The organism is Pseudomonas sp. TH43, from assembly GCF_016650635.1.
GTDB lineage: Bacteria > Pseudomonadota > Gammaproteobacteria > Pseudomonadales > Pseudomonadaceae > Aquipseudomonas.
The window spans coordinates 2,422,315-2,445,947 of sequence record NZ_JAEKFI010000004.1; the positions used below are offsets into that span (position 1 = coordinate 2,422,315).

The window sequence follows — 23,633 nt, forward strand, 5'->3', positions numbered from 1 at the left end:
ATCTCGCCGGGTTGTCTGAAATTTCTCCGCAAGCTGTGGGAAATTCGGATAACTCGGTGGGACATCTCTTAAATTCCCCGCAAAATCCTTGGCTATCACAGTCAGCAAACTCATATGGTCTGCTTTTCTCGTAGGTCATTTCCTAAGTTGTACTTCAGCACTCTACTCGGCCATGGCTCTCGGCGAGAATCCTCGGTCGCCCCTCCAGTAGAGATCCGCCTATGTTTGATCCAGTCAACGAGCCGACGTTTCGTCTCGATGTAGCGGGCCTGTCCGACGCCTTTGAAGTGCTGGCGTTTTCCGGTAGCGAGGCCCTCAGCGAGCCCTTCGCCTTCGACATTGATGTGTTGATCGAGGATGCGCAGCTGGATCTGGCCGGTCTGTTGCACCGCTCGGTGTTTTTGCATTTCGGCGCCTCGCGCAACGGTATTCACGGGCAACTGCACAGCGTTGTCCAGCAGGAGCATGGCCAGGGTTCGAGGCTCTGCCGGGCTCGACTCGGACCTAAACTGAACTGCCTCGACCTGCGTTTCAGTCAGCGCGTGTTCAGTGCCTGCAGCGTGCCGCAAATCCTCGCTCAAGTACTCAAGGAGCACGGCATCGCCGGGGCTCAGCGCCGCTTCGAACTGGTTGCCGACTATCCAGAGCTGACCTTTTGCACCCAGTACCGAGAGTCCGATCTGCAACTGCTGCAGCGCTTGTGTGCGCGCGCCGGCATTCATTATCACTTCGAGCACCGCAGCGATGGCCATTGCCTGGTGTTCGGTGACGACCTCGCGCATCTGCCTCGCGCCGGGGCCGCGCGCTTTGATGACGAGGCCGATCACGGCACACCGGCGGTGCGTCGATGGCGGTTGCAGGACGCGTTGCTGCCCGGTGCCCATGGCGCGCAACAGGCACGCAGGGCCGAGGGCGAATCCGCTGTGCCGAGCCTGCGCAGTGGACGATGGCTGCCGTTGGCCGGGCATCCTTTCGCCGAATGCAATCGTGAGTGGTTGTTGTCGCGGGTTGAACATCATGCCGACCTGTCCCTCGATCAACCGTACCGCAATCGGATTTTTGCAGTCCTGCAAAATGGCCCGGCTCTGGCAGGCAGTAGCCCTGTCCGGCCACGGATGCACAGTTTGCAACGCGCCTGGGTGGTCGCCGTTGACGAGCCGCGCCCGGATTGCTCACGGCCGGTGGCGGTGCAATTCGATTGGCTTTATCAGGGCGAAGGTGCCGCCGCCAGTCATTGTTGGCTGCCACTGGCGCCGGCATTGGCAGGCAAAGCGATGCTGCGCGAAGGGGACGAAGTGGTGGTGAGTTTTCTTGAGGGCGATCCCGATCAGCCAGTGATCAGTGGTGTGTTGCAAGCGCCTGATGGCCCTCAGGACCCTGCGCAGGAGCCGATCGCGCTGCCGGAGCAGTTGCTCAGTGAAGGCTTGCCGCAACTGCTGAAATCCGCTCCGCCGCTGGTGCTGCTCTGCCTGATGCCCGGCGGCGGCAGCTTCAGCCATTGTCGGCAGGCGATTTGCAGTTGTCGGTTGGTCGGTGCGCTTGAACAGAGCGGCCGCGGATGAGTGACGTAATGTTTGACCCGATATCGCCATGGCTGCTGCTGGATGTCCAGGACGCGCCGCAGGCGCTGAAGGTGTTAAGACAGACGTTCGCCGGGCTTCGGCATTTCTGGCTGTTCGATAGCACCGAATTTCAAGGGGTACGAGAGCAGGGGCCGTTATTGATCGAACTGCACGAAAGCGAGGCGCTGCAAGCGTTGTGTCAACGCGACCCGCAGGTCTGGCGCGGCTTGTTGCTGGACAGTACGGCCTCGACGCCGACGCTGCTGGCGCATTTGCGGCGCATGCTCACCGTCTCGTTCGGCCTGCACCACCGAGCCATGCTCGGCTACTACAACCGGCAGACGGCGAGCTATTTCTTCGACGCCTGTGATGCCCGGGAGTTGAGCCGCTGGCTCGGACCGATCAGCCAGTTGCGCTGGTACGGTGGCACCTGGGCGGATCGGGCGATCGGCAGTCAGGGCTGGCAGCAACTGCGTAATCCCGGTTTGGCCGTCGCACCGCTGGCGGTTGAAGAAAACCTCACGGGGCGGCAACGCGAGCGCCTGCAAACCTGTTTGCTGGAGCAGCATATCTGGCGTTGGTGCCAATCGTTTGGAACCGAGTATGCAGCGCTGTCCTCCCATGTTCAGCAAGGGCTGGCGCTGGGTTTCAGCGATCGCCACGTGCTCGATGACTGGTTGTGGCTACGCTTGCTGCACCCGTGGGCGGTGCTGGTGCCGCCGCCTGTGGGGCTGCCCCAGCAGGCCGGTCTTGAGCATGTACGGCGCCAATGGCAGAACGATCAACCCTGAAACAGAGGTGCGGTATCTATGGCTCGTACGCTTGGGCAATGCATTGGCGCACTGATCGGTGCCGTTCTGCTATTGGGGCTTGGTGGTTGTTCTCCGGTGAAAATCCTCAATGCGATGACCCCCGACGACACGTTCGAGCGGACAGTCGGCATTGCCTATGGCGAAGAGCCGCGGCAGAAACTCGATGTCTACGTGCCGCGTCATGCGCTCAAGGACGCGCCGGTGGTGGTGTTCTTCTACGGCGGCAGTTGGAACAGCGGCGACCGCGAAGATTACGCCTTTGTCGGTGAGGCGCTGGCATCGCGGGGGATTGTCGCGGTGCTGGCGGATTATCGGCTGTATCCGCAAGTGCGTTATCCGCTGTTTCTCGAAGACAGTGCGCGAGCCGTGGCGTGGACCAAAACGCACATCGGCGAATACGCCGGCAACCCGCAACGTGTGTATCTGATGGGCCATAGCTCCGGCGCCTACAACGCGGCGATGCTGGCGCTGGATGGGCACCTCCTCGGTGCGGTCGGGATGTCACCGCACGATCTGAGTGGCTGGATCGGGTTGGCCGGACCTTATGACTTTCTGCCGATCAAGAATCCCGATGTGCGTCCGGTGTTCTTCTGGCCGGACTCACCGCCGCAATCGCAGCCGATCAACCACGTCAGCCGAGGCGCGCCGCCGGCCTTGCTGATTGCGGCGAGCAAGGATGATCTGGTCAATCCGACGCGCAACACTGGCGGGCTGGCGAGCAAACTGCGCGAGTCGGGAGTGCCGGTGCAGGATTTGTATTACGCGCGCCCCAGTCATGTGACGCTGGTGGCGAGCCTGTCGCGACCGCTGCGGCGGCTGGCACCGGTGCTCGATCAAGTCGTCGGCTTCATCGAACACACGCCGACTCAGTGAGCCGCGCCGTTGAACCAGCCGTCGTTGCGCTTGAGCCACCACGCTTGTGCGCCGAGGGTGAGGCTGCGCAGAACCATGAACAACAGAAAAGATAGCCACAGGCCGTGATTGCCCAGCCCTTGCAGCGCCCAGGCAAACGGCAGCAGCAGAACCACGGTCATCAACATACCGTTGCGCATTTCGCGCGCGCGGGTGGCGCCGATGAACAAACCGTCGAGCAAGTAACTCCAGACCGCAATCAGCGGCAGCACGGCGAGATAGGGCAGGTAAACGAACGCGGTGTCGCGCACGCTCTGGATGTTGGTCTGCATCTCGATGAACAAGTGCCCTGCGAATAGAAACAGTGCGGCAAAACCAAGGCTGGCGATCAGTGACCAGCCACCGGCCACGACCAGAGAACGACGCAGAGCGAGGCGGTCACGGGCGCCGATGGCATGCCCGCACAAGGCTTCGACCGCGTGGGCCAGACCGTCCAGCGCATGGGCAGTCAGCAACAGGCCGTTGAGCAGCAAGGCATTGGCGGCGACGGTCGCGTCACCGAGCCGCGCACCCTGTACGGTGATCATGAAAAACACGGATTGCAGGGCGAGGCTGCGGATGAAAATGTCGCGGTTGACCGCCAGCAACGGGCGCCAGCTCTGCCACACTTTCAGCGCGGCCCAGACGATGTGCCCCGGATACGCACGCAAAGCCTTGCGGGTCATATAGAGGCCAAGCAGGGCGCCACTCCATTCGGCGATCACCGAGGCGCGGGCCGAACCGACCACGCCCCAGTCCAGGCCAATGACGAACCATAGGTTGAGCGCGATGTTGATCAGGTTGGTGGTCAACAGAATGGCCAGCGGTGCTCGGGCGTTTTGCGTGCCGAGGAACCAGCCGACCAGGGCATAACTGGCCAGCGCTGCCGGCAGGCCAAATAGCCGCGTATGAAAAAAATCCCGCGTGAGCTGATCAAGCTCCGCCGACGGCTGCATGAAGTGCAGCGCGACACCGCTCAGCGGTACGCCCAAAGTGCCGAGCACCAGCGCCAGTCCCATCGCCAGCAGCAAGCCTTGCAACAGAATCTGCCGCAACGCCGCCCCATCGCTGCGCCCGGCAGCTTGCGCGGCAAACCCGGTGGTGCCCATGCGCAGAAAGCCCATGGCCCAGGCCAGGAAGGTGTACAGGCTGGCGCCGACCGCCACGGCGCCCAGTTGATGGGCGTGCGGTAAATGGCCGATGACGGTGCTGTCGACCAGCGCCACCAGTGGCACGGAAATATTGGAAAGGATCATTGGCGCGGCCAGCGCCCAGACCTTGCGGTGAGTCGGGCGGTCGCGCCAGTCGGCAATCAGGTTGGACATGCGGGCTCCTTGGGGGAGCGGGGATTGTAGCGATTCATGCGATCCAATGTAGGAGCGAGCCTGCTCGCGATAGCGGTGTGTCAGCTAAAGATGTTTCAACTGAACCACCGCTATCGCGAGCAGGTTCACTCCTACAGGTTTTGTGGTGTTAATGAATGATCCAGCTCAGCAACCACAATCCCAGCAGCAACCAGATGATCCCGGCAATGATCGATGCATTCATGAACGCCCGAATCGCCGACCACAGCAGCATCAGCCCGACGATCAGCGCGATGATGCTGATGATCGACGTGTCCATGCCCAGCGTCTTCGCCAGCCCGTCGACAAAGTTGCCGCCGGCGTGGCTCAGAATGTTGAACAGACCACTGAGGCCGTCGACGATAAAGCGGATGACCGAACCGAGCGCCTGGCCGAGCCATTCGAAAAAGCTTTCTACCTGCATGTGTTCATCCTGATGAAAGAGCTGAGCCTTGGGCCACAACGCAGGTGGCCGAGTTCCCTGTCACGAGTATGGCCCATGCTGCGCCGAACGGAAAACCCGTAGGAGCTGCCGCAGGCTGCGATCTTTTGACCTTGATCTTGTAAATACGACATCAAAGGATCGCAGCCTGCGGCAGCTCCTACAGGGGCCTTGCCTTCAGGCGTTATCCCCCCGAAGCTATACGCCTTCAGGAGAGCCCGATGAACCTTGTTGAACTGACCGAACGCCTGCACGCCATTCGCGACCGCAATGACTGGCGGCAATTTCACAGCCCGAAAAATCTGGCCATGGCCGCCAGTGTCGAGATGTCTGAACTGGTGGAGATCTTCCAGTGGCTGAGCGAAGACCAGTCGCGCCAGTTGCCCGCTGACAAACTCGCCCATGCCGGGCAGGAAGTCGGCGACATCGTGCTGTACCTTTTACTGCTGTGCAGCGAGTTGGGGTTGGACATGAACGAAGTGGTGCGCAGCAAACTCGCCGACAGCGAACGGCGGTTCAGCTGATGAGCGACCGTCATTTCGATCAGTTGGCGACCCGTTTCGCGGAAAAAATCTACGGTGGCGCCAAAGGCGCGATCCGTCTCGCGGTGCTGCAGGCCGATCTGGCCGAAGCGATGCCGGATCGCCCATTGCGCGTGCTCGACATCGGCGGCGGTCTCGGCCACATGTCGCTGTGGCTGGCCGAGCGCGGGCATGAGGTAACCTTCACCGAACCGGCCGAACCGATGCTCGAAGGCGCTCGTCAGCGCTTCGCCGAGGCAGGGCAAACCGCGACCTTCATTCAGGCGCCGTGGCAGGAACTGCTCGGGCAACTCACCGAACCTTATGATCTGGTGATCTGCCACGCCGTGCTGGAATGGCTGGGCGAACCTCACGCAATCCTGCCGGTGCTGCATCAACTGACCAAGCCCGGCGGCTGGCTATCGCTGGCGTTCTACAACCGCGACGCGCTGATCTACCGCAACCTGCTCAAGGGCCATTTCAAGAAAATGCGCAAGAACGTCATGGCCGGCGAAAAGCAGAGCCTGACGCCGCAGCAGCCTCTTGACCCACGGGAACTGGCAACGCAACTCGAAGGCTTGTGGCAGGTCGAAACCCAGAGCGGGATACGGGTTTTCCACGATTACATGCCGGTGGAATTCCAGGCCCGCGCCGAGCTCGTGGATTTGCTTGAGATGGAGCTCGCTCACCGTCGCCACCCAAGCTTCGCCGGGCTTGGGCGTTACTTGCACTGGATCTGCCGGCCGATCTGATCGGAGCGTGAAATGAAAGCTCAATCCGGGTTATTGCTGATCTGTCTGGGCTTGGCTGCGTGTCAGGGCAGCAACCCCTACGTCGCGCAGTCGCTGCCCTTGCCGCCTGCGCCGGCACAGGCGGCCAACACCTTTGACCGCAGCGCTTACCCGGCGCCGCCCCGCGATTACGGGCGCTACCGCAGCTGGGCCTGGCTCAACGGGCAATTGCCACCGGGTACGGCGTGGGCGGATTCGGCGCAAGTGGCCGAAGCAGTGAGCAACGCCCTCGACCAACGCGGTCTGCGCCCATTGCACGACAATCGTCCGGCCGACCTTCTGGTCAGTGCCCACCTGAGTCTGCAAACCCGGTTGCGCCAGGTGCAGGACGATTCCGGCTACTACGGCGGATACGGCGGCTATGATCGATATGGACGCGGTTACGGCATGTACAACAGCGTGCCGATCGTGCGCACGTATTCGGAGCAGGTTGTGGTGGTGCAGGTCGATCTGTTCGACGCCGGTAGCGGTCAGCCGGTGTGGAGTGCCAGTGCCGAAACCGCGAACAAGGGCAGCGATATCGACCGCACGGATTCGATTCGCGAGGCTGTGGAAAAGGCCATGTCGGCGTATCCTCCCAGTTAGCTTCCTGCAAATGAGAAGCTCTAGCAGGTTCATGTCTTCCACCGGAGAAAAACCATGTTCCGCCGTCTCGCTTTAATGGCCATGGCCGTGCTGCTCAGTGCCTGCGCCGCCAACCAGGTCAATCATGACTTCGATGCCAGCCGCGACTTTGCCGCCTATCGCAGCTGGAGCTGGAAAGACCCCGCCCTGCAATATCGCCCGGATGATCCAAGGATCAAGAGCGACCTGACCGAGCAACGCATCCGCCAGGCGGTCACCGATCAGCTCGATCAGCGTGGCTTGCGCGCGGCTGCTGCCGGTGCCAAGGGTGATTTGAGTGTGCAGACCTACTTGATCGTCGAAGATCGTCAGCAGCAAGTGACGACCAACTATGGCGGCGGTTGGGGTGGCCCGTGGAACGGCTATTGGGGCGCGCCGATGTACAACGAAACGCGCAACATCACCTACAAGGTCGCGACCATTCAGATCGACCTGCTCGACGGCAAGGACGGCAAACTGGTGTGGCGCGGCAGCGATGAGCAAATGCTGAGCAGCACGCCGAATCCTGCGGATCGCAGCAACGCCATCCGCGAAACCGTCACCCGCATTCTCTCCAACTACCCGCCACGCTAACCCCCGTAGGCGCTGCCGCAGGCTGCGATCTGTTGATGTTGTTTTAAAGACAACAGCAAAAGATCGCAGCCTGCGGCAGCGCCTACAGGTCCAAAAACGCCGTTCCCTTGCAGGAGCCGAGCTTGCTCGCGATGACGGCGGCACTCCGCCATCGCGGGCAAGCCCGCTCCCACAGGTTTGGCGTTGTTCAGAAGATTTGTGTTGATGGCTGGCGTGTTGCCAGCAGTTAGCCCCGGGCGCGTCTACACTCAGTTGCATCAATGGAGGTCACGGCAAAGGAGTGCGCCATGTCGCCTCGTTCGCATTTCAACGGCCCGGCCCGGCAACGCGGGGCGATCGGTCTGATGGCCGCACTAACCCTCGGCCTGGCGCTGGTGTGCATGGTGCTGGTGATCGACAGCGGTCGTCTGTACATGGAGCAACGCCGCTTGCAGCGGGTGGTCGATGTCGCCGCGCTGGAGGCGATCTCGCGCAGCGGTGATTGCCTGACGGGCCTCAGTGCTGCGGCATATGCCACCGCCAGTGCCGCGCGCAATGGCTTTGCCGTGGCGCCGGACACAACCCTTGCCGTGACCTGCGGCACCGTGCAAACCGGCGCAAACAATCTGCGCGCCTTCACCCTGGATGCCAGCAAGAAAGAAGCGATCAGCGTTGTTGCCACGCGCGTCGTCACCACCAGCGTTGGCGCCGCGCTGTACGCGCTGTTCAGACCGGGTGGCGTGTCGCCGACCACACGCCTGCACGCCACGGCGGTCGGCACTTCGGCGATTTTGCCGCCGCAGGCACAACTGACCATCGGCACCACCGCGTTGACTATCGATGCCAGCAAGTCGGCCGCATTGAATGCGCTATGGGGCGGACTGCTGGGCGGCACGCTTAACCTCAGCGTCGCCGGTTGGCAGGGTTTGGTCGACACCAATATCAGTCTGCTCAGTTACCTGAACCAACTGGCGCTCGATGTGCACGTGGACGCCGGTAACTACACTCAGGTGCTGAGCCAAAGCATCCAGATCAACCAACTGATCGACACCGCCATTACCGTGTTGACCAAAGGGGGCACCACCACCAGCGTCGCGGTCAGTGGCTTGCTCGGGTTGAAGGCCATCGTCGGCAACACGTCGGTGGTGCTCGGTCAGTTGCTGCAACTGCAAACCGGCGCTACTTCGGCAGCGCTCAATGCCAACCTGCAAGTCTTCCAGTTGCTGGAAGCCATGGTGCAACTGGCCAACAGTCAAAACGCCCTGACGGCCTCGGTGCCGCTGAGTATTCCGGGGCTGGTCAACGGTTCGGTCAAAGTCAAAGTCATCCAGCCGCCGCAGTTATCGGCAGTGGGCAACCCGGCGCTGGCCAAGGCCGATCCCATGGGCGCCAACCGGATCTACGTGAAAACCGCACAGGTGCGCACGCTGATCTCACTGAATCTGCCGCTGCTGTCCGGTGTGGCGGGCCTGGCTAACGCGATCGTCAGCACGCCGCTGGTGGGCGGTCTGACCGATACCCTGAATAATCTGCTACACCTGAACATCGCCGGTACGCTGAACTCGTTGTTCTGTACTTTGGGCGGCACCTGTCAGCGCACCAATCTGCAGATTCTGCCGACATCGAACATCGATATCCTGCTCGAAGCCGCTGCCGCCGACAGCCATGTCACCGATTTCAACTGCGTCAGCGACGCCACAAAAAGCCTGACCACCCAGACCAACTCCTCCCTGGTCAAACTCAAGATCGGCAAGATCGACGCCACCAATGCCTTTTCCTCTTCGGCGGATGTCACCGTGCAGCCACTCGCGTTGATCGATGTCGGCGTCATCACCTGCACCATTCCTCTGCTGGGGCTGGGCTCGGCAACCTGCGATCAAAGCACGCGCAAACCGTTTTACGGTGGCGGCCTCGGGGTGATGGTCGATACCTCGGTGGCGAGCATGCAGAACCTCCATACCTACAACCAGCCGCCGGAAATCAAGCAACCCCCGCTGAACTACAGTTTCGGCACGCAAGGCGTGGTCAATAGCCTGAAAAGTACATTGAGCGGGGTTCAGGTGCAGGCCTACAAACCTACCGGTTCGAGTTTGCTGGGCGGTTTGCTCACCACCACGGCGGACGTGCTGGCCAGCGTCAACAGCACGTTGGGTGTGGTCATCGATAACTTGCTCAGCCCGGTGCTCGACCCGATTCTCGACGGCTTGCTGGCCAACCTCGGCATCACCCTGAACAAGGTCGATGTCGGCGCCAACCTCAGTTGCCGGCCACCGGGACAACCGATGCTGGCGATCTAATCGATCAGCGCAATCGGCAGCTCGATGCAGAATCGCGCGCCATCCTCGCCATTGCGCACACTCAGGCGTCCGCCCATGTTTTCGACGATGCCGTAGCTCACCGACAGCCCCAGACCGGTGCCGACACCGACCGGTTTGGTGGTGAAGAACGGCTCGAAGATACGCTCCAGCAAACGCGGATCGATGCCGCCACCGTTGTCCTCGACCCACAGCCGCACCACATGTTCGTCGCACTCGGCATGCACGGCGATCCATGGCTGGAAGTCGCGATTGGCTTCGCGCTTGCCGAGCAGGGCATCGCGCGCGTTAACCATCAGGTTGATCAGCACCTGTTCCAGTTGATCGACGTAGCCGCGCACCTGAACCTGGAAACCGGCGTCCTTGATTCGCACTTCCACGCCTTTGCCGCGCAAGCCCTCAGACAGCAGCGACAGCGTGCCTTCAATCGCGTCCAGGGGATTGAACGGTTGCTGTTCGATTTCCGAGCGACGGCCGAACACGCGCATGTGATCGACCACGCGCGCGGCCCGTTGCACCTGCGCGTCGATGCGGTTGAGCTTGTCGGTCAGATAGTCGATCTGCACATCGCCATTGCTCAAGCGTTTGAGCACATTGACGATGGCCATGCGCATCACGTTCAGCGGCTGATTGATTTCATGGGCAAGACCGGTGGCCATTTCGCCGAGGGTGGCCATTTTTGCGCTTTGCGTCAGTTGCTGTTGAGTGCGCCGGACTTCGGTGTTGTCGCGGCCCACCGCTTGCACTTCGAGCAGCGTGCCGTGTTCATCGAACACCCCGCGATCCGACCAGACCCACCACGCATGTTCACGGCCGGGCAGGCACAGATTGATTTCCGCCGTGCTTACCGGCAGTTCCGGGGTCAGTTGCGCCAAGCGTTGAGTGAACGCTGCACGCTGTTCGTCCGACATCCAGCTGCCCAGATTCACCCCCGGCAATTGCTCCGGCGCGCACTCCAGATACATCGCCAGTGGCCGGTTGCCGAAAGTCAGGGTCAAGTCCGGGCGATAACGGCAGATCATCGCAGGGGAATCTTCCACCAGAATCCGGTAGCGCTCTTCGCTGGCCTTGACTCGTTCGGCGGCGAGGGTGGCGTCAGTGACGTCCAGCCACAAGCCGACGGCCTCGACGGGCAAGCCGAGATCGTCGCGCAGCAATTTGGCTTCGTCGAGCAACCAGTGCACCTGGCCCTGACGGTCGAGCACGCGATAACGCGCACTCACCGAACCTTCGCGCAACAATTGCCGAGTGCGTTCGAAATAGCGTGGGCGATCTTCGGGATGCACGTGTTCGATCAGTCTGCCGTTATCGCAGTCGGCGAGACTCCAGCCTAAAAGGGTCTGCAGGCTGGCGCTGAAAAACGTCGGTTGCAGCGCCCCTTCGACGTAGCGCTGCACGTAGATGACTGCGGGTGAACTGGCGATCAGGTTGTCCAATCGCGCATGGGCGGCGGCGGCCTGTTGCTGCTGATTCTTGATGTCGCTGATGTCGAGCATGAAGCCCACCAGCCGTCGCTCGGCACCGATGCCCAAAGAGCGACCTTGCAGCCGATACCACAGCGGCATCGCTTGCTCGCCGGGTTGCCAGCGCACGCACAGTTCCAGCGGCGTGCCTTCATCCTGCAAGGCTTGCAGGCGGCTGCGCAATTCATCACGGTCGGCTGGGTGTACCTGATTGAACCAGTCCTGAATCGGCAGCCGCGTGGCCGTCAAACCCAGGCCCTGCGCCAGTGTCGGGGCCAGCTGCACGTGATTTTCGTCGCTGAATACTTCCCACCAACCGGTGCCGAGCAGTGCTTGCAGCGTTTCCATGCGTTCGAGCTGTTGATGATGGCGGTGCTCGCGCAGCCGTTCCAATAACGGTGCCGCCACGGCGGCGGCCAGCAGCAGCCAGTCGTGATCGCTGAGGTCCGGCGCTTGTTGCTGCGCGTTATAGCCGGCACACAACAACCACGCCGCTACGCCTTGCGCGTCGCGGTAGGGTACGGCGAAACCTTCATGCAGGCCGAACAGCGCGCTCAGGCGCGGCTGTTCGCTGGCCAGCAAGCGTTGCGGCGATGCACCGTTGAGGTTGTCGAGCCCTGTACCCAAATGCTCTTGATCCCGCCAGAGCCGAGGGGCGTTCAACGCCGCGTAATGCTGATGAACCTGCCAACCCTGGCCTTGCTCATCGAGCAGTGCCACCGCCAGACAAGGGATGTGTAACTGCTGACTGCAACGTTGCAGTTGTTCGCCCAGCACCTCGGGCAGGCGCGCGAGGCTGCACAAACGCAACTGATCACGAATCTGCGTGGCCAGTAACTGCGATTGCTCGCGGCTGCGTGCCTGGCGCCGCTCTCCGAGCAAGTCGCCGATATCGAGCATCTGTAACAGCCAGCCATCGCCCTGCGCTTGCAACCAACCGCGCAAATGCAGCGGCGGGCCGGCGAGGCTGAAGAAATCCAGATCAAGCACTTGTCCTTGCCAGTCGGCCGGCGTGCCCTCCACGGCAAGGCTGCTGTGTGGCAACAGATAATCCAGCAGATGCGCGGGTTGCAGGCTGGGCAGGCGTTGCGCGAGCAAGTGCCGTATCGGCCCGCTCAGGTGATTGACCTGCCCGTCGTCATCCATATACAGCTGCAAGCCGACGCTGGGTATCACCGGACTTTGCCGGGTCTGGGGCGTGCCGGGTTGGCGGTTGAGCAGGCGACTGAACAGCGTGTCACCGGAACTCAAAATTGCAGGCTCGACGAGGCGCGCAGGGTCGCGGGCAGGCGCGGCACAGTGCCGACGCCAGGGAGCACGAGGAACGGCAACGCCTGGTTCAGTTTGCTCGTGGGATAGTTGATGGTCACCGTCAACACGCCGCCGACATACGTGATCGAACTGTCAGTGGAGGCGTTGAAGTTCAGGGCCCCCGGTAGCCAGGCCAATTGCCGGGTCAGCTCGGTTCTGGCAGTGGCGGTGACGGCGGTCGAGTAATTGGCGGTCGCCGGATCCAGTGCCACGCTGCGGCGTACGGCCTCAGCGGTGGATTCATTGAATGACTGCATCAACATCAGCGGCAGGCTGTAGCTCACCAAACCGTAAAACACGGCAAAGAAGATGATGAACACCAAGGCGAATTCGATGGCGACAGCGCCTTTCTGTTTGCGGGGGAGGCCGGATTTCATGAGTGCGTCTACCCTGACATTCACTACGTAATATCAGCATAGAATCATTCGGCCAAAACGGACGTTTTTTACCGCATGCAGAGCTTTGTTCTACTGATCTGGCTGACGCTGTGCGCGGCACAGGATGCCCGGCAGCGACAGATCGGCAACTCACTGACCCTGGGTGTTGGCGGCTTGGCGCTGGTCTATCTGCTGGTCACCGGCCACACCTGGCTGGGTGCCGACGCGGTGCAGGGCGGCTGGGCATTTTTGCTCGCGCTGTTGCTGACGTTACCCGGTTACCTGCTGAACCGTTTCGGCGCCGGCGATGTGAAATTAATGACAGCTTTAGGCCTTGCGACGGACGGTACTCACCTGCTCGGCGTGTTTATTGGCGCGGCACTCGCCAGTGTCTTCTGGTTAGTGATTGCGCCAAAACTCTGGCTGCATATGAGTCAACGGCTTAGGGAACATCTTCGGTTTATGGCTGTGGAAAAGTCAAAAAAGCTGCCATTTGCACCGTTCGTGCTGATCGGAACAATCCTGACTTTAGCTTGGATCCATTAGTCGCCCCACGCCACTAGTCCTATGTACATAGTCGGAAAGTGGGTCTACTTTCAAATCAGCGTTATTACAGGAACGGTCAGCCTTTGACCTGGGCATGGAGTGGCAAGTGAACAAGCTTACGTCTGCTGTGAAGGTGCTGGTGGTCGACGATCAGCCACTGATTGTTGAAGAACTCTGCGAGTTCATCGAGAGCAGCGGCTATCGCTGCGTGCCGTGCGAATCGAGCAAACAGGCGATCGAACAATTCAGTGAAGACCCGGCCATCGGCTTGGTGCTGTGCGATCTGCACATGCCGGACATGGACGGCATTCAACTGGTGCAGGAGCTCCAGCGGCTGGCGGGCAAACAGCGGATTTTCGAAGCCATCATGCTCACCGGGCGCGCCGACAAGCAGGACGTGATCAAGGCGTTGCGTGCGGGGATTGCCGACTATTACCAGAAACCGGTTGATCTGAACGAACTCCTCGATGGTTTGCGCCGTCAGGAGGCCGTGCTGGCGGAACGGCAGAAAACCCTGCACTTGGGTCATCTGAATCAGAAGCTGCAATACCTCTCCGAGTCGATCGACGACCTGTACAACGACCTCGACAAGGTTCGCCGTGGCCCCGCGCCAGCCAGTGAAGAAGCGCAAGGTGAGGGCGAAGGGGTGGAGATCCCGGCGATCTTCAATCAGTTGTCGCCGCGCCAGCTCGATGTCGCTCGGCTGGTGGGCAAAGGCCAGACCAACTATCAGATTGCCTGTGAACTGGGGATTACCGAGAACACCGTCAAACTGTATGTCTCGCAGGTGCTGCGCCTGACCCATATGCATAACCGCACCCAATTGGCCCTGGCGTTGTCGCCGAGCAATTCGGGCATGCGCCAGCGGGTCACCGCGCACTGACTTCTGCTGACCCCGCCCATTCGCGGGGTCAATCACCTCAACCGCTATTTGCCTTGGACTTGGGAAACAGGTTGTCCAGGGTTTCCAGCAGGCGCACGTGATAGATCGGTTTACGGAAGAGGTCGAGCACCTGTAGACGCAGCATGTCGCTGACATCTTCCATGTCGGCATGCCCGGACGTCACGATCACCGGCAGATGCTGGCGCGAAGTGTGTTCGCGCAGGCGCTTGATCAGCGACATGCCGCTTTCTTCCGGCATGCGCAGATCAGTAATCACCAGGGCGATATCGGGATGGCGAGTGAGATGGTGCAGGGCAAGTTTTACCGACGTCGCGGTATGGCAAGTGAAGCCTTCGCCCTCCAGCAACTCCGCCAACTCCAGCAGTGCGTCCTCTTCATCGTCGACGAGGAGCAACTGCTGGCGAGAAGTGTGTGGAGAGTTCATAGGCAACACCTGCAATGGACTGAGTGCTGACGTTAGAACCCAATGACCGCATTGACAAGTTATCGGTCCGATCAGGTGAGTGCAGTCTGGATCCGGGTCAGGATCGCGGTGACCTGAGTGCCGATGCCGTTACCGAAGGCTGCGATCACCAGCGCCACGAGGCCGACCACCAGCGCATATTCGATGGCGGAGGCGCCTTCGGTGTCTTTGGCCAGGTCTTTGAAGAAGGCGATCTGCGATTTGATTTTTTGCGCAATGTGGGAATACGACATGAGGATTCTCCTTGAGCACGCCAGGTGTTGCGCGTTCGCAACATGATCTCCCTGTGCCAGCATCAGCATTGTCGGCATTCCTCGGGCCTACAACTGTAAGAACGCATTAACCCGAAAGTATTAGTTGGCGTAATTACACTAAAAAACCATGTTTGGCGCTTTAGCCTCCTACTTTCGTTGGATATTTCATCGCTGTTAATGGCGTTTTGTTCGCGCTGGACTACCGTCAAATAGCGAAATAGTTACTTGTTCATAGCTGCCTGATTGCGAATTTATCTCGTTGCAAGTAACGGGTCATTGCATAAGACAGAACGCGCAGCGGGAAAGGGAGAGCCGTCATGAACAGTCGCGTCACTCTGGGCCTGGCAGGCTTGTTTTTGCTGGGTGCCATCATTGCCGGATATTGGGGGCTGACCTTGAGTCGGCAACCGCCCGTGGAGCCTGTCGCCGCGCCGGTTGCAGTCACGCCTGTCGCACCCGCCGCTGCTCCGGCGCCACCCGTTGAAGATCCGACCCGCCAACCGGTGGTGGTGTTGCTACGCGACATCGCGCCGTTCGGCAAAATCACCGCGGCCGATGTCGCCGTGGAAAAACTGCGCACCGCGCCCGCCGGTAGCCTCAGCACTGTCGATCAAGTCATCGGTCGCTCGCCATGGCGGCCGTTGAGCGCCGGCAGTTGGCTGAGTGAGGAAAGCTTTGCACCGGGCAGCCAACTGGCGCGAATGATTCGCCCCGGTGAGCGCGCGCTGGCGGTGGCCGTGGATGAAGTGATCAATGCCGGTGGGCAGCTGGCGCCGGGCGATTACGTCGATGTGCTGCTGTTTTTGCGCAAGGACGAAAACAATCCACAGCCGTCGGCGCAGTTGGTCGTGCCGGCGGTGCGCGTACTCGGTGTCGGCAGCCAGATGGGCCTGACCAACGACGGTCAACCCACCAGCCCGGCGCGCAGCGACGATGAGCGACTCAAGCAGGAACAACAACGCATGGCTGCGCGCAGCGTGGTGCTGGCGGTGCCGGAACCGTTGCTCAGCCGTTTGATGCTGGCGTCCGGTAGCGGCGTATTGCGCTTGGCGGTACGCAGCGCCGATGAGCAGCAACTGGCGAAATACTGGGCCGGTGAAAACGATGTCGCCAGACAACTCGATACGCCGCGTCGCGAGTTGATCGAGTTCAGCCAACTGTCACTCTCGCCACCGCCCAGACCACTCGCCGTGGCGGGTCAGCCGACGGCGCGCAAAGCGACCGTGGAAGTCATTCGTGGTGCCGAAAACGCTCAACCCACTCCCTGATTCGAGCAAGGACGCCTTTACATGCGCAAATGCTTCACGCCCCTGTTCAACGGCTTGCTCCGGGCCTCGCTGCTGAGCGTTGCCTCCATTGGCAGCGCCGTCGCCGCTGTCGGCAACTGTGCCGCGCTCGGCCCGTTACCGGCGACACTGGAAGTCGGCGAAGGCCTGCAACAAGCGCTGCAATCGTCGGTGGCGATCACCCGCGTGGCGGTGGGCGATCCGAAAATTGCCGATGTGCGCGTGACCGGCGATCAAGGCGTATTACTCACCGGCGTCGCGCCTGGTGCGACCACGCTGATGATCTGGACGGCGTGCGCCAGCGCGCCGCGGCAAAGCATGGTGTTCGTGCAGGGCAAAGCCAGTGCGGCGATGACGGTCTCGTTGCCGGCGACTGATGACCCGACTCTGCCTTCGCAAGTGCAGACTGATATTCGCTTTGTCGAAGTCAGCCGCACCAAACTCAAAGAGGCCGGCACCTCGATTTACGGCAAGGGCTCGAACAACTTTCTGTTCGGCGCGCCGGGCACGGTGCCAGGCAGCGGTGTCAGGCCCGGTTTGGTGCCGAGCGTAGCGCCGAGCATTCCGCTGGCCAATGACGTGTTCAACATCGTCTGGGGTGGTGGCAGCAGTAAGTTCCTCGGCATCGTCAACGCGCTGGAAGGCAGCGGTTTCGCCTACACCCTGGCGCGGCCGAGTCTGGTGGCGTTGAGCGGGCAGAGCGCAAGCTTCCTTGCCGGCGGTGAGATTCCGATCCCGGTGCCCAGCGCCAACAGCAACAGCTACTCCATCGAATACAAGGAATTCGGCATCCGCCTGACCCTGACACCGACCGTCGTCGGCCGTGACCGCATTGCCCTCAAGGTCGCGCCGGAAGTCAGCGAGCTGGACTACAACAACGGTGTGACCATCGGTGGCACCACCGTGCCGGCGTTCACCATCCGCCGCACCGATACCAGCATCTCGCTGGCCGATGGCGAGAGCTTCGTGATCAGCGGTTTGATCAGCACGCAAAACGCTTCCCAGGTAAACAAGTTTCCCGGGCTTGGCGACATCCCGGTGCTCGGCGCGTTTTTCCGCAACTCGTCAATCAATCGCGAAGAGCGCGAATTGCTGATGATCGTCACCCCGCACCTGGTGCAGCCGCTGGCCGTCAACGCGCCATTGCCTTCGCTGCCGGGTGAAAAACTGCGCAACTACGACCCTAACTGGTATCGCCTGTACTTCCTCGAAAACGGCAACTTCGATAAACGCAGCGGGTTATCGCAATGAGCCAGAGCCTGAGTCAGACCTTCCTTGCCATCACCCGCAACGACACTGATCTGGAGTGGTTGCAGGGTGCGCTGGCGCCGCTCGGCCAAGTGGTCAGCGCCGGTGGCGGCAGCCTTGACGAGTTGCTCGCGCTGGTCGACGTGACCTTCGCCAACCTGGTGTTCGTCGGGCTTGATCGCGATCATCTGGTGGCGCAGAGCGCGTTGATCGAAGGCGTGCTCGAAGCCAAACCGATGCTCGCCATCGTCGCCCTCGGTGACGGCATGGACAATCAACTGGTGCTGAATGCGATGCGTGCCGGCGCGCGGGATTTCGTCGCTTACGGCTCACGCTCCAGCGAGGTCGCCGGGCTGGTGCGGCGCTTGAGCAAGCGCTTGCCAGCGGTGACGCCGAACACTCAGCTCGGCGGGTTGACCGTGCTCTACGGTGTGCAAAGCAACGCCGACGGCGCGCTGTTGGCCAACCACATGGCACTGGTGGTACAGAAGAGCGGCCAGCAAACCTTGTTGCTCGACTTGGGCTTGCCACGCGGGGATAGCCTGGCCTTGCTCGGCCTGGAGAGCTCATTCCATTTCGGTGACGCGTTGCGCCACTTGCGGCGGCTCGATACGACCCTGATCGACAGCGCCTTCACCAGCGCCGAAGCGGGGTTGCGCATTCTTGCTTACGCCGGCTCCGACGAGCCGCTGGAGCGCACCAGCGCCGCCGAGTTGTACATGCTGCTCAGTGCTCTGCGCCAACACTTTCAGCACATCGTCGTGAACCTCACCGGTCAGCCCGACAGCGAAGCGCTGCGCACCTTTGTCAGCCATTGCGACAAGCTGTTGTGGTACACCGACCAGAACGTGCTTGACTGCCGGCGCAACCTTGCCGTGCTCAATCTGTGGCGCGAAAAAGGCATGAAACTCGATCATGGGCGGCTGCTGGTCGACCGCTATTTGCGCAACGTCGCGCCGGATTCCGACACCTTGGGCAAGACCTTCGGCCTGGAAGTGATCGCGGTATTGGCGTTCAGTCCGGAGATCCGCCTCAACGCTAAAAATCAGGGCGTCAGCCTGTTCGAACTGGCCCCGCGCGAACCCATCAGCCAAAGCCTGCGCACCCTCGGCGAACGCCTGGCGAAACGCTCCGAGGGTCTGGCCAAACCCAAGGCCAACTGGTTCAACCGCTTGCGAGGCACTTCATGAGCATTGAGCAGCTGTTCGGCGGCCCGCAGCGCTCCGCGCCCGGCAACACCGATCACGATGGCCTGAAACTGGTACTGCACCGCTACATCATCGACGCCATCGAAGAGTCGGGGAAAAACCTGCTGGAAGGTTCGCGGCAGGTGCTCGCGCAATTTGTCATCGACAAGGTCGCGGAATACATCGCACGCTTGCACCTGGCGATTTCGCGTTATGAAATGGAGCGGCTGGCCGAAGAAATCGTCGACGAGCTGACCGGTTTCGGCCCATTGGAGGTGTTGCTGCGCGACAGCGCCGTCACCGAAATTCTGGTCAACGGCCCGCACCGGGTGTTCATCGAACGCGATGGCGTGCTGCACTTGAGTGACTTGCGTTTTATCGATGCGCACCACGTTGAACGGGTCATGCAACGCATCCTTGCGCCCCTCGGGCGGCGCCTCGACGAGTCTTCGCCGATGGTCGATGCGCGTCTGCCCGATGGCAGCCGGGTCAACGCGATCATCCCGCCGATCGCCCTCGACGGGCCGTGCCTGTCGATCCGAAAATTTCGCAAGGACATGCTCAAGAGCACCGACCTGATGGCGATGCAAACCATCGATCAGGCGATCTATGACTTCATTGAAGAGGCGGTGAGCAAGCGCTGCAACATTCTCATCAGCGGCGGCACCGGCACCGGCAAGACCACGCTGTTGAACATCCTCAGCCAGTTGATCAACCCCCATGAACGCTTGGTGACCATCGAAGACGTCGCCGAATTGCAACTCGGCCACCCGCACGTTGTACGCCTGGAAACCCGCCCGCCGAATGCCGAGGGCCACGGCGAAGTGAAGGCCAGCGACCTGATCCGCAACGCCCTGCGCATGCGCCCCGACCGGATCATCCTCGGTGAGATTCGCGGCGTTGAAGTGGTCGATGTGTTGACCGCAATGAACACTGGCCACGACGGATCGATGAGCACCGTGCACGCCAACAACGCGCAGGACGCCTTGTTGCGTCTGGAAACCCTGGTTGGCCTGACCGGCCGCACCATCGCCGAACGCACGCTGCGCCAGATGATCTGCGCTGCGCTGGATGTGGTGATTCAGCTGACACGCATGCCTGACGGTCGACGCTGCGTCAGCGAAGTGGTGGAAGTGGTGGGCGTGCGTGATGACGTCTACGTCACCAACACGCTGTTTCGCCTTGATCGGCGTACAGGCTTCGGCTTCCTGCGGGAGGCGGTGAATCCGGCCGGCGACAAGTTGCGCCGCGAACCGACGCTTGCGCACTGAGGGCCACGGCATGCTCAAACCGTTGCTGTTGTACTTGCTCAGTCTGGCTTTGCTCGGGCAATCCATGCGTTTGTTCTACAAAGCATGGCGTATGAACGGTGCCATTCGGGTGTTGGAAAGATTGAATGAGGGACAGCCACAGGACCCCTCGCCGAAATCCGGCTGGGCGGGTCTCGAACGTGCATTCTTGCGTGCAGGCCTGGGCCGTCCGACCGAGCGTCTGGGTGCATGGATCTTGCTTTGGATGTTCGTCATCGTGTTTAGTCTGGCGCTCGCCGGCTGGATCGGCGCACTGGTGATGCTGGTGTTGCCGCCCGTGGCCGTGCGGTTGTACATCAGTTGGCGTTACCAACGGCGCTTGCGACGGATGATCGAGCAACTGCCGCAACTGCTTGACCACACTGTGCGCAGTTTGAAGTCCGGGCGCACCCTCGCCGATGCGGTGTTAGGCGGCATCGAGGCCAGCGAAGATCCGCTGAAAAATGCCATGGGCCGGGTACAGCGCAACGTGCAGTTAGGCGTGAGCCTGCCCGACGCCGCGTCGGACTTGGCGGAGTTATACGAACGTGATGAGTTTCGCCTGTTCGCCCTCGGCCTCAAGGTCAATCACCGCTACGGCGGCAACGCCAGCGAGCTGCTGGAAAACCTCATCAAGATGATCCGCGAGCGTGATCAGGCGTCGCGCCAGTTGCGCGCCATGACCGGCGAAACTCGCCTCACCGCCTGGGTGCTGGGTTTGCTGCCGATTGTCATGGCCGGGTATTTCCTGATGGCCAATCCGATTTATCTGGTCGCCATGTGGCACGACCCGTCCGGGCAGCGAATGCTGGCCACGGCGTTCGGCATGCAGGTGATCGGCAGTCTGTTGCTCTGGCGGATGTTGCGCAGCCTATGACCATGCCCTTGATGATCAGCGCCTTGTTGTTGCTCGGTGCCGCACTGTTACTGCTTGCCGGCCTAGTGGAGCAGCGTCGCCGCGCGCGCCAGATCAACCGCCGACTGGAAGGTGACCTGCTTCGCGAAAATCGCTTCGGCAACTTGCTGCAAATACTCGGCGACAGCAAGGTCGGCCAGCACAGCGTCAAACTCGACAACGAAACCCAGTCGCTGCTCAACCGTCTTGGTTGGCGCAGTGCTCGTCAGCGTTCGTTGTTCGCGGCTTGCCAGATCGGTTCACCGCTGCTGTTGCTGGCGCTGACGGTGCTGCTGCAATCGGTGTTTTTCCCCACCGTGGAAAAGCACTGGATCGCACCGTTGTTCGCCCTCGGCGTCGGTTATCTGTTGCCCAAACGCCTGCTGGTGATTGCCGTGGCGCGCCGGCAAAAACAACTGGCCGGCGAGATCGGCACGTTCATTCCGCTGCTGCGCATCCTCTTCGAATCCGGCATGGCGGTGGAGCAGGCGCTGCGCGTACTGAGTCAAGAAGGTCAGGCGTTGTTGCCGGTGCTGACCTACGAGTTGCGCCTGATATTGAGCCGCGTCGACTCCGGCCTTGAGCTGGGCGAAGAACTCAACAAAGCCACGCAGTTGCTCAGCGTCGACGAGTTCACCGACACCTGCGTGATTCTCCAGCAGTTGTTGTACCAGGGCGGCGGGGCGATGAAGTCGCTGCTGGCACTCAAGCAACTGCTCGATGACCGGCGCCTGACGCGCCTGCAGGAATACATCTCCAAGATGTCCGCAAAAATGTCCGTCGTGATGATGCTGTTTCTCTTCCCGGCGTTATTGATTGTCCTGGCCGGCCCGGGCTTCACCGCCCTGGCGAAGGCGCTGGGAGCCTAGAGGGATCGTGATGAAAGCAATGATTGCAGGTGCCTGTTTTCTGCTGCTCGGCGGTTGTGCCAACACCGGGCAAACGCCTTGGGATGCGCTGACGAATTCCGCCAGTTGTGGCAAGTTGAGCTCCGACCAACAACTGTCGCTGAACCTGGCCGATGACATGGCCAATGACGGCAAACTGCACGCCAGCCTCGCCAATCTGCAAAGCCTGCCGGATAACCTCGCCGATGTGCGGCTGCGCAAGGCCAAGGTTTATCGCTTGCTCGGTCGCAGTGAGGCCGAGCCGTTGTATCGCAGTTTGCTCGGCACGTGTCTGGCGGCGCAGGCTGAACACGGTCTGGGGCAGCTCGCCGCGGCCAAATCCGACTACGGTCAGGCGCAGGCGCATTTGCAACGCGCCGCGCGTCTGGCGCCCACTGACGAAAAAATCCGCAATGATCTTGGTGTGGTTTACCTCAATCAGTTGCGCATCGACGACGCGCGCTTCGAATTTCTCACCGCTATGGAGCTCAAGCAGAGTGATCAATTGGCGGCGCTGAATCTGGTGACGTTGCTGTTGTATCAGGACGACTGGAGCCGTGCCGCTGAACTGGTCAGCCGCCTCGGTTTGAGTCCTGCGCAGTTCAGTGAGGCGCAGGGCCGCGCGGAAAAACTCAAACTGCCGAACCGCTCTGCTGTTGCGGTTACGGCGATGCTCAAATGAGGAGAGCGATGATGAAAGCCATCCTTGTCTGTCTTGGACTGCTGGTCTTGCCGTTGACCAGTCATGCCATTGATGCGGGCCCGGCTTCGGCTCAGCAGCAGGAAACCGAGGGCTGGTTGCAGTTGCAGGCGCGTAACAAGGTGGCCTCGCCGACGCTGCAGACGGTCACTCCGACCGAGCGCGAGTTGGCCATGCAACGGTGGCTGAAAAGTTATCAGCATGAGATTCCGCAGTTTTTCGATCAGCAGCAGGGGGGGAAAGTTGACAGCGGTTCGGGGGGCGGCTGATGCCTCTGTAGGAGCTGCCGAAGGCTGCGATCTTTTGATCTTTTGATCTTTTGATTTTGGTTCGACTGAGTACATATCCGTTGCTGCGGTAACGGCTGCTCAGGGTTCCGCCCTTACGGCGGGTCACTTTTTCCAGACGCCGAAAAAGTAACCAAAAAGGCTTGCTCCTACGTGCGGCCCGCTCGCTGGGGCTCGGGGTTCCTTCGCTGCGGGATTGATCCGGGGGCATCGCCTCCGGTTTGCTGCGCTGCACCTCCTCTCGATGTGTTCGACTTCGTCGAACGGCGCTGCGCGCCTCCCCCCGGATCAACCCCTCCACTCAGCCTTCCGACGTCGCTCATGGGTCAAGATCAAGAGCTGCAGCCGAGCTAACGCTCATCCTGTTGAGTGGTGAAGAGCACAGCGAGTTTGGCTTTGGCTTTGGCTTTGGCTTTGGTTTTGGTTTTGGTTTTGGCTTTGGCTTTGGTTTTGGCTTTCGCTCTTGCTCTTGCTCTTGCTCTTGCTCTTGCTCTTGCTCTTGCTCTTGCTCTTGCTCTTGCTCTTGCTCTTGCTCTTGCTCTTGCTCTTGCTCTTGCTCTTGTAGGAGCTGAGCTTGCTCGCGAAGACGGCCTGACAGCCAATCAATCCCCAACTGAATGCACCGTCCCAATGTAGGAGCTGCCGCAGGCTGCGATCTTTTGATCTTGTCTTTTTTGGGGGGG

Annotated in this window: 25 protein-coding genes; 19 read left to right on the top strand and 6 right to left on the bottom strand. The window is 61.0% G+C overall.

Annotated elements, in window-relative coordinates; all coding sequences use genetic code 11:
• Positions 1-221 precede the first annotated feature (221 nt).
• The 3 genes from JFT81_RS27245 to JFT81_RS27255 are packed head-to-tail and all read left to right on the top strand — an operon-like array spanning position 222 to position 3,247.
• Positions 222-1,562 (top strand): contractile injection system protein, VgrG/Pvc8 family, encoded by a 1,341-nt coding sequence (locus tag JFT81_RS27245; RefSeq protein ID WP_201230456.1) that lies wholly within the window; start codon positions 222-224, stop codon positions 1,560-1,562.
• Positions 1,559-2,353, top strand: coding sequence for a DUF4123 domain-containing protein (locus JFT81_RS27250; RefSeq protein ID WP_201230458.1), 795 nt, complete (start codon positions 1,559-1,561; stop codon positions 2,351-2,353). Before JFT81_RS27245 ends, JFT81_RS27250 begins: the two co-directional genes overlap by 4 nt.
• Before the next feature lie 18 nt (positions 2,354-2,371).
• Positions 2,372-3,247, top strand: coding sequence for an alpha/beta hydrolase (locus tag JFT81_RS27255; protein ID WP_201230460.1), 876 nt, complete (start codon positions 2,372-2,374; stop codon positions 3,245-3,247).
• Here the strand turns inward: JFT81_RS27255 and JFT81_RS27260 are convergent.
• The gene (locus tag JFT81_RS27260) at positions 3,241-4,590 is read right to left on the bottom strand and encodes an MATE family efflux transporter (protein WP_201230462.1); all 1,350 of its coding nucleotides are present in this window, start codon (positions 4,588-4,590) and stop codon (positions 3,241-3,243) included. The two genes, JFT81_RS27255 and JFT81_RS27260, sit on opposite strands and share 7 nt — an antisense overlap.
• A 148-nt stretch (positions 4,591-4,738) precedes the next feature.
• The gene (locus tag JFT81_RS27265) at positions 4,739-5,032 is read right to left on the bottom strand and encodes a hypothetical protein (RefSeq protein WP_201230464.1); all 294 of its coding nucleotides are present in this window, start codon (positions 5,030-5,032) and stop codon (positions 4,739-4,741) included.
• Between the two features lie 239 nt (positions 5,033-5,271).
• Here JFT81_RS27265 and JFT81_RS27270 point away from each other — a divergent pair, with 239 nt between their 5' ends.
• The 5 genes from JFT81_RS27270 (at position 5,272) to JFT81_RS27290 (ending at position 9,835) form a co-directional block, all read left to right on the top strand.
• On the top strand, positions 5,272-5,574 hold the full coding sequence (locus JFT81_RS27270) for a MazG-like family protein (protein ID WP_017336358.1): 303 nt from the start codon (positions 5,272-5,274) through the stop codon (positions 5,572-5,574).
• Entirely contained in the window at positions 5,574-6,323 is a 750-nt protein-coding gene (locus tag JFT81_RS27275) for a methyltransferase (protein WP_201230466.1), read from the top strand. The genes JFT81_RS27270 and JFT81_RS27275 overlap by 1 nt, the downstream gene beginning before the upstream one ends.
• Before the next feature lie 12 nt (positions 6,324-6,335).
• Complete coding sequence (locus JFT81_RS27280) at positions 6,336-6,947, top strand: DUF4136 domain-containing protein (protein WP_201230473.1); 612 nt, start codon at positions 6,336-6,338, stop codon at positions 6,945-6,947.
• Positions 6,948-7,001: 54 nt separating this feature from the next.
• The gene (locus JFT81_RS27285) at positions 7,002-7,559 is read left to right on the top strand and encodes a DUF4136 domain-containing protein (protein WP_201230474.1); all 558 of its coding nucleotides are present in this window, start codon (positions 7,002-7,004) and stop codon (positions 7,557-7,559) included.
• A 287-nt stretch (positions 7,560-7,846) separates the two neighbouring features.
• Positions 7,847-9,835 (top strand): hypothetical protein, encoded by a 1,989-nt coding sequence (locus JFT81_RS27290; protein ID WP_201230475.1) that lies wholly within the window; start codon positions 7,847-7,849, stop codon positions 9,833-9,835.
• Here JFT81_RS27290 and JFT81_RS27295 read toward each other — a convergent pair.
• Positions 9,832-12,567, bottom strand: a complete 2,736-nt coding sequence (locus JFT81_RS27295; RefSeq protein WP_201230480.1) for an ATP-binding protein — start codon at positions 12,565-12,567, stop codon at positions 9,832-9,834. The genes JFT81_RS27290 and JFT81_RS27295 overlap by 4 nt on opposite strands.
• Positions 12,564-13,004, bottom strand: a complete 441-nt coding sequence (locus JFT81_RS27300; protein ID WP_201230482.1) for a TadE/TadG family type IV pilus assembly protein — start codon at positions 13,002-13,004, stop codon at positions 12,564-12,566. Before JFT81_RS27300 ends, JFT81_RS27295 begins: the two co-directional genes overlap by 4 nt.
• A 75-nt stretch (positions 13,005-13,079) precedes the next feature.
• Between JFT81_RS27300 and JFT81_RS27305 the strand changes: the two genes are divergently transcribed.
• Positions 13,080-13,550, top strand: coding sequence for an A24 family peptidase (locus JFT81_RS27305; protein WP_201230484.1), 471 nt, complete (start codon positions 13,080-13,082; stop codon positions 13,548-13,550).
• A 106-nt stretch (positions 13,551-13,656) separates the two neighbouring features.
• Positions 13,657-14,433: a response regulator transcription factor gene (locus JFT81_RS27310; RefSeq protein WP_347340489.1), complete on the top strand. Its 777-nt coding sequence runs from the start codon at positions 13,657-13,659 to the stop codon at positions 14,431-14,433.
• 37 nt (positions 14,434-14,470) lie between these two features.
• Here the strand turns inward: JFT81_RS27310 and JFT81_RS27315 are convergent, their stop codons facing one another.
• Positions 14,471-14,878, bottom strand: a complete 408-nt coding sequence (locus JFT81_RS27315) for a response regulator (protein WP_201230488.1) — start codon at positions 14,876-14,878, stop codon at positions 14,471-14,473.
• Positions 14,879-14,949: 71 nt separating this feature from the next.
• Positions 14,950-15,150 carry a Flp family type IVb pilin gene (locus JFT81_RS27320; RefSeq protein ID WP_201230490.1) on the bottom strand — a complete coding sequence of 67 codons (201 nt, stop codon included), beginning with the start codon at positions 15,148-15,150 and terminating at the stop codon, positions 14,950-14,952.
• 338 nt (positions 15,151-15,488) lie between these two features.
• Here JFT81_RS27320 and cpaB point away from each other — a divergent pair, with 338 nt between their 5' ends.
• The 9 genes from cpaB (at position 15,489) to JFT81_RS27365 (ending at position 23,586) form a co-directional block, all read left to right on the top strand.
• A complete protein-coding gene (cpaB, locus tag JFT81_RS27325; RefSeq protein ID WP_201230492.1) occupies positions 15,489-16,439 on the top strand; it encodes a Flp pilus assembly protein CpaB in 951 nt (316 codons plus the stop codon).
• A gap of 21 nt (positions 16,440-16,460) precedes the next feature.
• Complete coding sequence (locus tag JFT81_RS27330; RefSeq protein WP_201230494.1) at positions 16,461-17,708, top strand: type II and III secretion system protein family protein; 1,248 nt, start codon at positions 16,461-16,463, stop codon at positions 17,706-17,708.
• Complete coding sequence (locus JFT81_RS27335) at positions 17,705-18,895, top strand: pilus assembly protein (RefSeq protein WP_201230496.1); 1,191 nt, start codon at positions 17,705-17,707, stop codon at positions 18,893-18,895. The genes JFT81_RS27330 and JFT81_RS27335 overlap by 4 nt, the downstream gene beginning before the upstream one ends.
• Positions 18,892-20,163, top strand: coding sequence for a CpaF family protein (locus JFT81_RS27340; RefSeq protein WP_201230498.1), 1,272 nt, complete (start codon positions 18,892-18,894; stop codon positions 20,161-20,163). The genes JFT81_RS27335 and JFT81_RS27340 overlap by 4 nt, the downstream gene beginning before the upstream one ends.
• A gap of 10 nt (positions 20,164-20,173) precedes the next feature.
• Positions 20,174-21,058, top strand: coding sequence for a type II secretion system F family protein (locus tag JFT81_RS27345; protein WP_201230500.1), 885 nt, complete (start codon positions 20,174-20,176; stop codon positions 21,056-21,058).
• The gene (locus tag JFT81_RS27350) at positions 21,055-21,945 is read left to right on the top strand and encodes a type II secretion system F family protein (protein ID WP_201200292.1); all 891 of its coding nucleotides are present in this window, start codon (positions 21,055-21,057) and stop codon (positions 21,943-21,945) included. The genes JFT81_RS27345 and JFT81_RS27350 overlap by 4 nt, the downstream gene beginning before the upstream one ends.
• A 10-nt stretch (positions 21,946-21,955) precedes the next feature.
• A complete protein-coding gene (locus JFT81_RS27355; protein WP_201230502.1) occupies positions 21,956-22,645 on the top strand; it encodes a tetratricopeptide repeat protein in 690 nt (229 codons plus the stop codon).
• A gap of 11 nt (positions 22,646-22,656) precedes the next feature.
• Positions 22,657-22,932, top strand: coding sequence for a DUF3613 domain-containing protein (locus tag JFT81_RS27360; protein ID WP_201230654.1), 276 nt, complete (start codon positions 22,657-22,659; stop codon positions 22,930-22,932).
• Positions 22,933-23,340: 408 nt separating this feature from the next.
• Entirely contained in the window at positions 23,341-23,586 is a 246-nt protein-coding gene (locus tag JFT81_RS27365) for a hypothetical protein (protein ID WP_201230504.1), read from the top strand.
• Positions 23,587-23,633 lie beyond the last annotated feature (47 nt).